Raw genomic sequence first — 12,230 nt, forward strand, 5'->3', positions numbered from 1 at the left:
AATATGAAACTCTGGGTATCTAATCCAGTTCCTCTTGCAGTATTTTTTTATTTGCAAAACGCTTGGAACGAAATTTGTCTTCATACATCGCATTATCTGCTCGTACAAACAGTTCTTCAAAAGAATGATCCATCTTATCATCCCAAACTGCGATTCCTTTTGCAATACTGATATATTCTTCTTCTTTTCTCTTTAGATTTTCTTCCTCGATTAAAAGATCCAACTCTTCCAAAAGATTTTCTTTCTTGTTAAGATCAGTTCCTTCTAAGACTACCGAGAATTCATCTCCACCAATACGATATACACAGCTATGTGCAAATACTTCTTCCAACAACTTGCATACTTTTATAATCAACTGATCTCCATACTTGTGTCCTAAAACATCATTCGTACGTTTCAAATGATTAATATCCACCACCATGATACCCGCAACTTCATGACGCAAAAGCTTTTTCTCCAATCCTGTTACATATTCATTGAAGGCGGTACGATTCCTACAGCCTGTCATAACATCTGTGAATGCTAATTCTCTGTAAACCTCCATACGCATATTCTTGGAATAGATACCTTTAATAGCCGAAGCAGAGTAAAAATACTGAAAGATAATATAGATGATAAAACACGTTTTTCCAAACATCGTCTGTTTAAAGATACCAAAATAACTACAGATTACATCTGCTGAACCACCAATCCCTAACAAGATTGGTGCTAATAGAATCTGATACCTTGCTTTTCTTGGACGTTTCGATGCCTCATAAAGTGAACATATCACCGCAACAATAGCATCAATTATGATCAGGATTTCAATAGAAAATACATGATCGTAATAGTCCTTACTCCTAAAAAATTGTTGGTAAGTCATCACCACAATAAAAGCAAAGTTGGACAAACCAACAAGATGCATAATCATTTTACACTTACATTTCATATCATAGGCAATGTAAAAAAGTACCGCTCCTAACATACTAAGCAAAAGAACGATATCAAGACAATTATTAAACGTTGGATACGGTACATAAAAGTTCTGTACTCGAAAATCAATAAAACACCAAAAACCACAGGAAATTGCCAACCCCGAAAAGATCAACAACTGATTTCTGGCAACTTTGTTCGTTGGATTAATCAATGCTGTCATCAAACTAATAAAACCTACTCCAATAATAAGAATCGATACGATTACATTCCATACATTATTTCGAATATTCTTTAAAACAACGTCGATCTTATCCCCTGACTGGAGATTACTCATAAATACACCATATGTACTGTTGACATGGTTATTATACACATTGGATAACTCCATCGTAATCGTATCTTCTGGGGTTATCCCTTTTGATCGAAAAAATCCCCATTGGTTTCCTGCAGAATGCGAGAATTCTGGAAAAGTCCCCTCTTGTCCATATTCATATACTTGCTCCTCATTCACACTGATTCGAATCTTCATGTTATCAATTCGCAAGATCACATCGTCTCCTGCCGGAATCTCTCTTGTAAAATGCCCTGTTATCACTACTTTATTGTAGCCAGATAATTTCTTTAATGTATTGTTATGAAGTGGATACGATGTGTTTCCCTCATTCACCGTATAGGTTCCCTCCATTAACAATTTCTTCGTCGTACTTTTTTGGTGATACTTATTGTCCTGCGTAAATGCATATACAATCCCAATCCCCGCAATTAAGATTGTACCAAACACAAGAAGCAGATAGAATATCCCAAATTTACTTCCTCTTGCCTGTGTTTCTTTATTCATTTTCCCTTCCTCTCTTTGTTTGCCTCTCCACTAGTTTCTGTATACAACAAATAATTGTATACAAAATAATTCTACATCAGAACTTCAGGAAATAATAGTACTTTTTTTAGTACTTCCTGCTCTTGTTCTTTCTCCATAAATCGGTAGAACGCACTGTATGCATCACCACATACGGTAGTAAGTTGAACTTTTTTTGTTTCATAAGTTTCACCCGCCTGCAGGACGACGATATATTCATTCTTTCTATTATTACTATATACCTGTATCCCATAGCGTTCTTCCTGTTTACGAATCTGCATATACCAGGAATCCACCTCTTGTACCTGTGCTGCAATGCATATACCAAGTTTGCAATCCTCCATGATGCCAACTACGAATTCTTCTTCCTGCTTTGTCTGCTCTTGTACTCCTTGTATATATTGAATACCATATTGACTCCAGTAGGTGTGATTCTTTACCTTTTTCTTTTTTCCTGTTGTACAACACACACGATGCAGTTTATATTTTATTTCCATGTTCTCTCCCGAAACCATCGGCCAATCACATATAGAAGCTGCTGCTATATTTTCCATGATATATGGTTTATTGCTATTATTACTTATTTTCATGGAAACCCAAACAACTTTTCCCTCATCTTCAACACTCACCTGATGTATGATCTCTATTTGATATTTCCTCAACGTTGTAATAATGGTACGTCGATTTTCCTGAACTTTCGTGTACTGTTCACAAAAAGTAAACCCTTCTTCCGAAACCAAGGGTTGTATGCTCCATTTTTCTTCTATGACAACTTGCTCCTCCATTCCTTCTGGTAGCAAACTAAAGCCGATCTTGTCCTGATTATAATCATAGACATACAGCAAGATCATGTCACCAACCTTGTATTTTGATAATAACTGTTTCATCTAAAAACCTCCTACGTCCTCTTATTGTCTCGGTGATCTATATTCTCACTCTCACCTATTTCTACCGTATTCCCTACACTGTTCTCTACACACAATTGCCAGTAAAATACGCACAAATGTATTATATGCATAATTTACCTTTTTATTCCTATAGCATTTGGTCCCGATAATATTGGTCCGAAACTACATACAAGTAGAAAAAGCTCCCCTCATAACAAACTTTCAATTTGCTATAAGGGAAGCCCTTTATACACGCCTATGAACACTAACTTTATAAATACAATTTCATTCCTTCATAAATTCCTTTTGCTAAAACCTGTGCACCTTTTGCGTTCGGATGCAACCCATCTTCTTGATACAACGTTTCTAATGGTTGTTCTTGATAATTTCGGAATATATCATATGCAGAAAGTAAATGCATATTGGTATTCTTGTGAACCAATTCTTCATAATGAGGGAATAATCGATCAAGATATTTCTGTTGGTGCTTTCTCCATATGCAGTTCATAATCGGAACTGGCTTTACTACGAAGATTACTGAGTCCGCATTTGCTTTTCGGATGGCATCTACAATCTTCTGCATTGACTCTGTAAATTGTGGTTCATAATCCGTTAAGATGTTACATGGATCTTGTCCCTCTTCTACATCATATCGTCCATCCTGTGCATCGTTAGTACCTAACATCAAGATATAGATATCCCCAGCTAATTCTAACGCTTCAAAATATCTTGGTTGTTTTGGATATGGGAAACCAACAGTTCTTCCATCTGCTAATGTAGTATTCGTTGCACAGCTACAAGTTACCCCTTTATTATACACTTCATAGCAATCCCCCAAATACTCCTGCAAGATAGAGGGATAATATAAAGAAGCATCATCCCCTAAACCAAATCCTTCTGTTATACTATCGCCCATACAAACAACTTTTTGCTTATTCATCTCACTACCTCCCTTATCCCTTCAACGTAAGAACAATACAAAATTGTAATCCTATCAATTCCCTTACATTCCAAGTGCCTTTTTCGCCAAACGATCCACTCGTTCGTTCAATTCAACTCCTGTATGCGCTGCTACCTTATGAAAGTTCACATGAAGTACTTGCTTCATCTTCTGGTATGCGTCACGATACGCTTGGGTACCTTCTTTTTTTGCTTGCCATGCTCCCGTACACCATTTTTCGATTCCTTCATAATCATAATACAAATCAAGTTCTTTAATCTGATTGTTGACACACAACTCCATCATTTTCCGTGCTCCAAGAATCTCGCCCGCTACATTTCTCATATCTGCAAGGGAAGCATCTGTTCCTTTTTCACTGTATTCCTGTTCTTTTCCACGAAACCTTATAATTGCACCATAACTATATTCTTTTGTGTGTACGTTATAGCTACCATCCACATAAGCAATGGCACGGTCCTCTTCGGCAACTGGTGGACGGTTGACTGCTTTCTCACCAGTAACATAATCGATTGCTTCCTCTTTGGTGGGAAAACTCTTATACTCCGCACCACTAAAGCCGCTGATCTGCTTTTGACATTCTGCCCAGGTAAGAAATACTCCCGTTTTTCTCCCTTTACGAACTGCATAAAATTTACTTGGCATATTGTTGCTCCTGTTCTTTCTGTTTCTTCATTTCTGCTTGTCATCCTAACATTATCTTTCAAGCAAGTCAATAACCGTTCCAAGCCAAGATACCGAATTAATCTAATGCTTAAAATACCTACCTTAAGAAGGAATTTTTCATTCCCCTAAGACGCTGCAACCTATAATTGGCATCAAAATGATTACACAGACTATCGTTGTTATACAGCATTTGATATTCCAATAAATACCCATGACAAAAGAAGGACTAGATTACCACGCAATAAGATAGCCTTACCTTTATTGGCTCCCTTCCATTCCTGGCAACGAATCCCCCATAGATTACTGATTAACAATGCCAAAGCATTGAACAAGATCCAACCAGTAACAGAACCCATATCACCAAGCAATAAGGTAGAAATCCCATAACTTGCTAAAGCTGCAAACCATACAATACTCGTTATGAATAACACGATCACACGTTTTCCTGAGCCCTGCTTTGTATAACTGTTCCATGTTTTCTTCTTTGTCAGCTCTATACAGCAGTAGAGCATACTTGCGATTGCTCCCCCACATAGAACGAATAACCACTGAATCGCACTGGCACCAATTTCTCCAAACCCATCTTTCATGATTGCATCACCAATAGGACTTGCAAAATCAAAACCAATATTCATAGCACCAGAACCCAAACCTGATAACATCGCAAGTATTAATCCAATCTTAGCTTTCCCTTTTTGTGTATTGTCTCCATCCATTTTTCCATTCTCTTGCTGCTCTTTCGTCTTAACGATACCTGCTTTGGTAATCAGGGCAATTCCTCCTAATGTTACAACCATACCGATACCAAGCAAGACAAGACTCATCATCTCTGGCTTATTCTTCATTGTAATTAACGGAACGATGGAACCCACAACTGCTGAAATCCCCATGGATAACCCATATACCAAAGAGATTCCTATATATGTAACTGCTTTACTAAACCCGATTGCTGAAATTCCCCATAGAGTGCCACATAAGACGGGAATCCAGACATGTTTTGTCTCTGCATTACCAATATACTGTAAGAATCCCGGTACTTGATATACTGCCCACCCCAGTGGTACTAGTATGCAAAATAAGGAATAGATTCCCCAGAATGCTTCCCATGTATACGGTTTATAATCCTTATATCCTAAACCAAAACTGCCTTGACATAATCCTGCAAAAAGCAAGACCGCAAATCCTACTACAATACTATTCGATCCTAAACTCATCTTCTTCTGCCTTTCTAGTCTGTAAACTCTAGCTTCTTGAAAAAACCAGGTAGTATTGTAACACTAATTGTTGAATTAATATACAGTCATAATTAGATGATTACCACATCAAATATGTTACACCTAATATCCTATCTTTTATTTCTATTAAGAAATAATCTCCTTATACTATTCTTGTAATGTATCATGCAATATTAGAAGGCTGAACAATTATACAAAAAAGCCCTCTCATGCATGAAAGCTAGCATGAAAGAGCTTTGTAATTCCTTCTTATGTACTTGTTTCTCTATTTACCACTTAATCGAATTACATTCCATGATTTCTTCTTCAATACCATCGTTAACTGTCCGTTATCCATCTTTGAAGTACCATTCGATTCTGGTTTTACTTCGAATGGATTGCTTTCTGTATTCTCTGCTTTCAGATTGTCATGCGTTAATACGATGTGCTCTTTGATCGTATAATCTGCAAACTGTCTGAAATCTGCAGATACTTCCATATCCTCTTCCAGATCTTTGTTTACGGCGAATATGGTTACTTCTTTTGTTTCTTCATTCATGATTACCACACTGTCTAGATATGGTGCATCTCCGTATGTCTTACTATCGTATACATCTGATTGAACGATGGTATTCAGAACAGTTCCTCTTCCATAGATACTTGCATGTAGATATGGATAGAAGATGGTTTGTCTCCATGCACCTGTATCAGAAGTCATGATCGGAGCAATGACATTAACAAGTTGTGCTAAGCAGGCTATCTTTACACGATCCGCATGACGTAGCATTGTAATCAGCATACTACCAACTAACAACGCATCCTCCATATTATATACATCTTCTAATTGGTGTGGTGCCTGTACCCATTTCTCTAACTTCTTATCCTGTTCATTGGAATGATACCATACATTCCACTCATCAAAGGAAAGATTGATCTGCTTTTTACTTCTCTTCTTTGCTTTCACATAATCACATACGGATAATACCTGCTTAATAAAATCATTCATTCCTACACTAGATGCCAAGAAATCAGCAGAATCATCTGCACTATTATTGTAATATTGATGCAAAGACAGATAATCAACTGTTTCATAGCAATGATCCAATACCGTTGCTTCCCAAGTAGCGAAAGTTGGCATGGTCAAATTAGAACTACCACTTGCAACTAACTCAATGCTTGGATCTAGCCATTTCATTACCTTACCCGTTTCATTGGCAAGTCTTCCATATTCATCAGCTGTCTTATGTCCAATCTGCCAAGGACCATCCATCTCATTTCCCAGACACCATAACTTAATATCATGAGGCTGTTCATATCCATGTTGTTTTCTTAAATCGCTTAATCTAGTACCACCTTTGAAATTACAGTATTCCAACACATCTCTAGCTTCATCAATTCCTCTTGTTCCAAGATTCACTGCCATCATAACTTCCGTATGTGCTTTCTTACTCCAATCCACAAATTCATTCAAACCAAATTCATTCGTTTCCACTACTTGCCATGCAAGATCCACACGTTTTGGACGAAGTTCCTTTGGTCCAACCCCATCTTCCCAATGATATCCTGATACAAAGTTACCACCTGGATACCGTACAATTGGTACTTGTAACTCTTTTACTAGTTCCAAAGTATCTTTACGAAACCCTTGCTCATCTGCAAATTGTCCATCTGGCTGATAAATTCCTTGATATACTGCTCTTCCAAGGTGTTCGATAAAAGAACCAAATATTCTCTTGTCTACTTCACCTGTAATAAAATATTTATCAATAATTATTTTCGATTTCTTCATTCTTATTCCTCCTAGCTTTCTTTCGATGTTATGTAACGTTCCGATTAGAATGTGAACAATGTCTACTATTACAAGCTAACCTAACTTCGTATACAAATTGACGAGACTCATCAAATGTGCTTTTTTTACACCCTAATCTGTAACATCTACGTTATTGATAACACTATTATAGAATTAAGAACTTAAATTTCCTATATACTTTTTTCCATTATTATTGACTTTTTTTCCGACATAGACTAGATTAATACATAGATATGAGTCATATGCGTAACTGGCAAAGACATGTGGACACCAACCAGTATACGACTCATAATATGATGGAAAAACTATAAAACCATGCAGCTAAATGGGGAAAGGAATTGTACTATGTATAAAGTAAATTACTGTGGTTATAATATGTCTAATGTTGATTATGATAAGATTGAACGCCCCAATGGAAGTGGTGATTATCTATTTCTTCATTTCATGACGCCGATGAAAGTAAAGCTTGCGAATTCCGTGGAAATTACGAAAAAAAATGCCTGTATTCTCTATAGCGTCGGCCATAAACAAGAATACCAGGCAATTAAAAAGTTCACCAATAGTTTTTTTCATTTCAGTACTACAGAAGCATTCATTGATACATATCATATCCCGGTCAACCAAATATTCTATCCTTCCAATTATCTATTGATCAATGAGTTGATTCGTCAACTCTATGTAGAATATCTGGGTAAAGAAATGCTTTATGAACAACATATCCATGCTACCATTGAACATATCCTCATCGCACTTTCCAGAGAACTCTATAACAAAAAGGAAAGTACGGTCTTTGACCAGGATCTCTACGCAAAATTTCACGAAGCGCGGATTCAGATACTATCTAATATCGATACCCCTTGGAGTACAGAATCTATGGCTGAACTTACCCATTTAGGAAAAAGTCAATTTTACCACTACTATCAGCTTTTTTTCCGTCGTTCTCCCAAAGCTGAGTTATTAGAAGCACGGATTGAACACGCAAAATATCTATTAAGCAATGAAGCCTTATCCATTGCCCAGATCACCACTTTATGTGGTTTTGACAATGTAAGCCACTTTACCCGTTATTTCAAAAGAAATTGTAATCTTACGCCAAGTATGTATCGTAACAGCATTAATAAATAGCAGAATGTCGTTAAATAAGATTGATTTCAAATAGTGGCGCGTCTTACTTTAATTTCCCGCACTCTCATAAACCGTTAAGCCCTTGCGGAATACAGCATACGCAAGCAACCACGCAATGAACGCAATCAATACTTCTGCACCTATGGTAGTAAGTAGATTCTTTCCTGTTAGAAAATAACTTGCAGGGAAAAAAGCAACAAAAGCAAATGGTATCATATACGTAAGTAAAAAACGAATTGGTTTTGCATAGATGGAGATTGGATATTTGGCAAAATCCGATGTCTCATATGCAACTTGAAGAATCGCTATACTGTCCTTGATCCAAAATGCCAAGGAAGCAAACAATAACTTAATCGCTGTATAGATCAATGCACCTGTTAATACAGAAATGACAAATAGGACGACATTTCCTACTGTAATTGTTACCGTATGATTTCCTACCGATACGCCAACCAATACAAATCCTACAATCAATTCTCCAAGTGCATCCGCTTGAAATCGATCACAGATCAACTGGAAAAACGGATTAATCGGGCGGAGTAAAAACCGATCAAATTCTCCTCGGATGACATATCGCATCGCTAGCATCCAGATATTATCTGTTAGAAAATGATCGATTCCTCTTGGAATCTGTGCAAATCCATAGATAAATACCAATTGTTCAAAAGTCCATCCATTCAAATTTGGAATCTGCTTAAAGACCAACGAAAGGAATATGATTCCAAACATCTGGGAAAAAAAGAATCCTATTAGTCCAATAAGGAAATCCACTTTTGACTGAATCAAGGATTTCATAAACTGCCCAGCAAAAACTCTATATAAATGTAAATATCTTCTCATCATAATCACCCTCCTCTACTAAAGTATACGACTTGCGTGTTGTACAAGTCATCTCGGGAATGCTCCTATCGTTAAATCAGCCCCCTAATATCGTAATTCTTTTCGTCACACGTTTCCATAAACCATGTGCAACCAGATAGAGGATCACAAGCCATACAAGTTGAACTCCCATTGAGAAGAATACTCGTTCCCCAGGCATCTTATTCAGATAAATCATGACTGGCGTATAATTCATTGATGCAAAAGGTAAGAATTCAAAGATCTTCTGCACAGAAGTAGGGAAAAATGCTAGTGGAATCAATTGCCCTGTCAAGAAACTTAAAACAGCCTGCTTTGCTAGATTTAGCCCCCATATATAAGTCGTATAGAAGGCAAGTAAGCCGAAGCAAAAATCAAATAAGAACATAATACCAAAACTAAGAATTGCACTTAAAAGATACAATAGTATGGTAAACGGTGATGGTGGTAATTGACCGGCTGTCTGGTATTGGCAGATGGTTAAGATTAACCACACAGGTATTCCTGGTACTAGGAAACGAAACAAGAGATTTCCTAAGGATGAAAAAAACAATCTTGTCTGATAATGGATTGGTTTGATCAGATTCATGGCAATGGTTCCTTCTACTACCTCATTCCCAATGTCTCTTGTTACTCCTACGCGCACCAGATTGCTTGTAATAAAGCTCATGAATATGTATACGATCATTTCATTCAGTGTAAATCCGTTAATCGTAGCACTACTGCTACTGTTGTATATCGCTTTCCATAGGTAATATACAACAAATACACAAAATAGACTAGAAAAGATAAACAGATAAAAAGACCATTTATACGCTAATTGCTCCTGTATTCTACATACGGTAAATGGTTTATATATACGAAATTTTTGTCGTAATGATTGCTTCTTCTGCTCCATGTCTCTCACCTCAAATCCCATGTTTATATATTTCTTTGACGATTTCGGTGATCTGTGTATCCTGCATCTTAATATCCCTGACTGCTGTCTTCTCCATTACCTTTGATATGATATGAGAAATATTCAGGGAATCCTTATCAAAATTAAAGGTTATACTGGATTGCTCTTTCTTTACTTGTAGTTTATCTTCTCCAAGTTGAAAGATATTGTGGAAATTCAGATCGCTTAATGTCTGGATCTCCTTCACATCAAGTGTAAGCATCCTACGCTTTCCATATAAGTCTTTAATCTGAGCAATGGTACCATTATAAATGATTTTTCCCTCATCAATGATCATGATTTTTTCACACAGCTCTTCAATATCAGACAAATCATGTGTTGTTAAGATTACCGTCGTTTCATATTGTGCATTAATCTCCTTAATTGCTTGACGAATCCGATCTTTTACAACCAAATCCAAACCAATGGTTGGTTCATCTAGATACAAAACCTTAGGATTATGTAATAATGCGGCCGCAAGATCCGCACGCATTCTTTGTCCAAGTGACAATGTACGAACTGTACTATGTATAAAAGAATCGAAACCAAGTACTTCTTGTAAGAAATCCATTCGCTCTTTATAATCGACATCGGAAACATTGTAGACTTCCTTCAAGATTGAAAATGTTTCACTAAGTGGAAGATCCCACCATAGTTGTGTTCTCTGACCAAATACAACACCAATATTAGCAGCATTCTCCTGTCTGTGTTCGTAAGGAACAATTCCATTGACCGTACAAAAACCATCTGTTGGTGTTAAAATACCTGTCATCATCTTAATGGAGGTTGATTTTCCGGCACCATTGCTTCCTATATACCCAACCATCTCTCCTTTATCAATATCAAATGATATTCGGTCTACCGCTAATTTTCGTACCTTTTCATTCGAAAACAATCCTTTAATAGCTCCTTTAAAACCTGGATACTTCTTAGGGGATATGAATTCTTTCGACATGTTTTCTACATGTATCATATGTAAACCCTCCCTCTCATCTTTTCAGATTATGTATATTATAACATCGCGTTTACAAGAACACAAGTTCTATTTTCGTAAAGTTTCGTACATATTTTTGTACGTTTGATTTTTGATACTATTTCCTTTCTCTTCTAAGAAACAATTCAAAAATTCTTAAAAAAACACAGAGACAGTTATCTGCCTCTGTGTTTTTCTTTTCGTTTTTGCTGTTTTTGTAAATACAGCATTTCTTCTCGTTTTTCCTTTTCTTCTTTTGAACACCGTTTTCGTTCCACTTTGCACGCTTCCTGTTGTAACTTTAAAGCTTGCATCGATTTCGTTCCAATTCCAACGTTATTCATTTGTTTATGTACCTCTCGTTGCAACCGTTTTGGATTGACCGTCTTTTTTTTCACCTTGTCTAACGATACGCTTGGGCTGAATCGTAATTCATCATATCGTTTTAAGATTGCTTGTAATACTTCGGGTTCCGTTGGTTCTGCACCAAATGTCACCTTACAAACCGTTAGTGCTTGATGATCAACACGTTCAAACACACCAACCCAAAATGGTTCTTCAAAATACACTTGTAAACAAATATTGCTCATAAAGAAGCCTCCTTAAATTATGTACTCGCTTCTACTTCGTGATCTGCGAATTACATTATTCAAAGAATGGACAACCAAGGAGGCAGGTTACTGACAACAAATGTTGCTTCCGGACTACCAACCGAAATGTGTTTTTATCTTTGTAACTGCATTATATCCGTCTACGCTAGAAAGGTCAATCCCTTTTCCATATCTATGTATAATTTAATAGCTATGTACAATTTATTACCTTTGTATAATTTAATACCTATGTACAATTTATTACCTTTGTATAATTTAATACCTTTGTTTAATTTATTACCTTTGTATAATTTAATGGTAGTGTCAAATTTTACTACCTTTTTTATTGTATAAACCTCGATTTTATGGGAGTTTGCAATAAAAAGAGCAATGACCTCCCTTTTTGAAGTATAATGTAGTCACCACAACAAACAAAATACG

General features: G+C 36.5%; 11 protein-coding genes. 1 reads left to right on the forward strand and 10 read right to left on the reverse strand.

The features are described 5' to 3' along the window. Nucleotides 1-19 precede the first annotated feature (19 nt). The 6 genes from HBB17_RS20245 to arfA form a co-directional block, all read right to left on the reverse strand. Nucleotides 20-1,753 carry a GGDEF domain-containing protein gene (locus HBB17_RS20245; protein ID WP_167959326.1) on the reverse strand — a complete coding sequence of 578 codons (1,734 nt, stop codon included), beginning with the start codon at nt 1,751-1,753 and terminating at the stop codon, nt 20-22. A 71-nt stretch (nt 1,754-1,824) separates the two neighbouring features. Then, nucleotides 1,825-2,658, reverse strand: a complete 834-nt coding sequence (locus HBB17_RS20250; protein WP_167959327.1) for a hypothetical protein — start codon at nt 2,656-2,658, stop codon at nt 1,825-1,827. Nucleotides 2,659-2,929: 271 nt separating this feature from the next. Then, a complete protein-coding gene (locus tag HBB17_RS20255) occupies nt 2,930-3,598 on the reverse strand; it encodes an SGNH/GDSL hydrolase family protein (RefSeq protein WP_167959328.1) in 669 nt (222 codons plus the stop codon). 63 nt (nt 3,599-3,661) lie between these two features. After that, on the reverse strand, nt 3,662-4,261 hold the full coding sequence (locus HBB17_RS20260; protein ID WP_167959329.1) for a ribonuclease H1 domain-containing protein: 600 nt from the start codon (nt 4,259-4,261) through the stop codon (nt 3,662-3,664). Nucleotides 4,262-4,461: 200 nt separating this feature from the next. Beyond that, nucleotides 4,462-5,496 (reverse strand): L-rhamnose/proton symporter RhaT, encoded by a 1,035-nt coding sequence (locus tag HBB17_RS20265; RefSeq protein WP_167959330.1) that lies wholly within the window; start codon nt 5,494-5,496, stop codon nt 4,462-4,464. A gap of 286 nt (nt 5,497-5,782) precedes the next feature. Continuing rightward, nucleotides 5,783-7,285 (reverse strand): arabinosylfuranosidase ArfA, encoded by a 1,503-nt coding sequence (gene arfA, locus HBB17_RS20270; protein WP_167959331.1) that lies wholly within the window; start codon nt 7,283-7,285, stop codon nt 5,783-5,785. Nucleotides 7,286-7,651: 366 nt separating this feature from the next. Between arfA and HBB17_RS20275 the strand changes: the two genes are divergently transcribed. Then, nucleotides 7,652-8,431: a helix-turn-helix transcriptional regulator gene (locus tag HBB17_RS20275; protein ID WP_167959332.1), complete on the forward strand. Its 780-nt coding sequence runs from the start codon at nt 7,652-7,654 to the stop codon at nt 8,429-8,431. A 48-nt stretch (nt 8,432-8,479) separates the two neighbouring features. Here the strand turns inward: HBB17_RS20275 and HBB17_RS20280 are convergent, their stop codons facing one another. The 4 genes from HBB17_RS20280 to HBB17_RS20295 all read right to left on the reverse strand — a co-directional run bounded on the left by HBB17_RS20280 (nt 8,480) and on the right by HBB17_RS20295 (nt 11,789). Next, entirely contained in the window at nt 8,480-9,274 is a 795-nt protein-coding gene (locus HBB17_RS20280) for an ABC transporter permease (RefSeq protein WP_238483822.1), read from the reverse strand. 73 nt (nt 9,275-9,347) lie between these two features. Beyond that, nucleotides 9,348-10,187: an ABC transporter permease gene (locus HBB17_RS20285; RefSeq protein ID WP_167959334.1), complete on the reverse strand. Its 840-nt coding sequence runs from the start codon at nt 10,185-10,187 to the stop codon at nt 9,348-9,350. Nucleotides 10,188-10,197: 10 nt separating this feature from the next. After that, nucleotides 10,198-11,199 (reverse strand): ABC transporter ATP-binding protein, encoded by a 1,002-nt coding sequence (locus HBB17_RS20290; protein ID WP_167959335.1) that lies wholly within the window; start codon nt 11,197-11,199, stop codon nt 10,198-10,200. A gap of 176 nt (nt 11,200-11,375) precedes the next feature. Beyond that, nucleotides 11,376-11,789, reverse strand: coding sequence for a YjdF family protein (locus tag HBB17_RS20295; RefSeq protein WP_167959336.1), 414 nt, complete (start codon nt 11,787-11,789; stop codon nt 11,376-11,378). Nucleotides 11,790-12,230 lie beyond the last annotated feature (441 nt).

The organism is Anaerosporobacter faecicola (assembly GCF_012070565.1).
GTDB lineage: Bacteria > Bacillota > Clostridia > Lachnospirales > Lachnospiraceae > Anaerosporobacter > Anaerosporobacter faecicola.

Bases quoted from the DNA above. Each gene is read 5' to 3' on its own strand.
- HBB17_RS20260 (WP_167959329.1), bottom strand. From the start codon at position 4,261: ATGCCAAGTAAATTTTATGCAGTTCGTAAAGGGAGAAAAACGGGAGTA.
- HBB17_RS20295 (WP_167959336.1), bottom strand. From the start codon at position 11,789: ATGAGCAATATTTGTTTACAAGTGTATTTTGAAGAACCATTTTGGGTT.
- HBB17_RS20290 (WP_167959335.1), bottom strand. From the start codon at position 11,199: ATGATACATGTAGAAAACATGTCGAAAGAATTCATATCCCCTAAGAAG.
- HBB17_RS20250 (WP_167959327.1), bottom strand. From the start codon at position 2,658: ATGAAACAGTTATTATCAAAATACAAGGTTGGTGACATGATCTTGCTG.
- arfA (WP_167959331.1), bottom strand. From the start codon at position 7,285: ATGAAGAAATCGAAAATAATTATTGATAAATATTTTATTACAGGTGAA.
- HBB17_RS20265 (WP_167959330.1), bottom strand. From the start codon at position 5,496: ATGAGTTTAGGATCGAATAGTATTGTAGTAGGATTTGCGGTCTTGCTT.
- HBB17_RS20280 (WP_238483822.1), bottom strand. From the start codon at position 9,274: ATGATGAGAAGATATTTACATTTATATAGAGTTTTTGCTGGGCAGTTT.
- HBB17_RS20285 (WP_167959334.1), bottom strand. From the start codon at position 10,187: ATGGAGCAGAAGAAGCAATCATTACGACAAAAATTTCGTATATATAAA.
- HBB17_RS20275 (WP_167959332.1), top strand. From the start codon at position 7,652: ATGTATAAAGTAAATTACTGTGGTTATAATATGTCTAATGTTGATTAT.
- HBB17_RS20245 (WP_167959326.1), bottom strand. From the start codon at position 1,753: ATGAATAAAGAAACACAGGCAAGAGGAAGTAAATTTGGGATATTCTAT.
- HBB17_RS20255 (WP_167959328.1), bottom strand. From the start codon at position 3,598: ATGAATAAGCAAAAAGTTGTTTGTATGGGCGATAGTATAACAGAAGGA.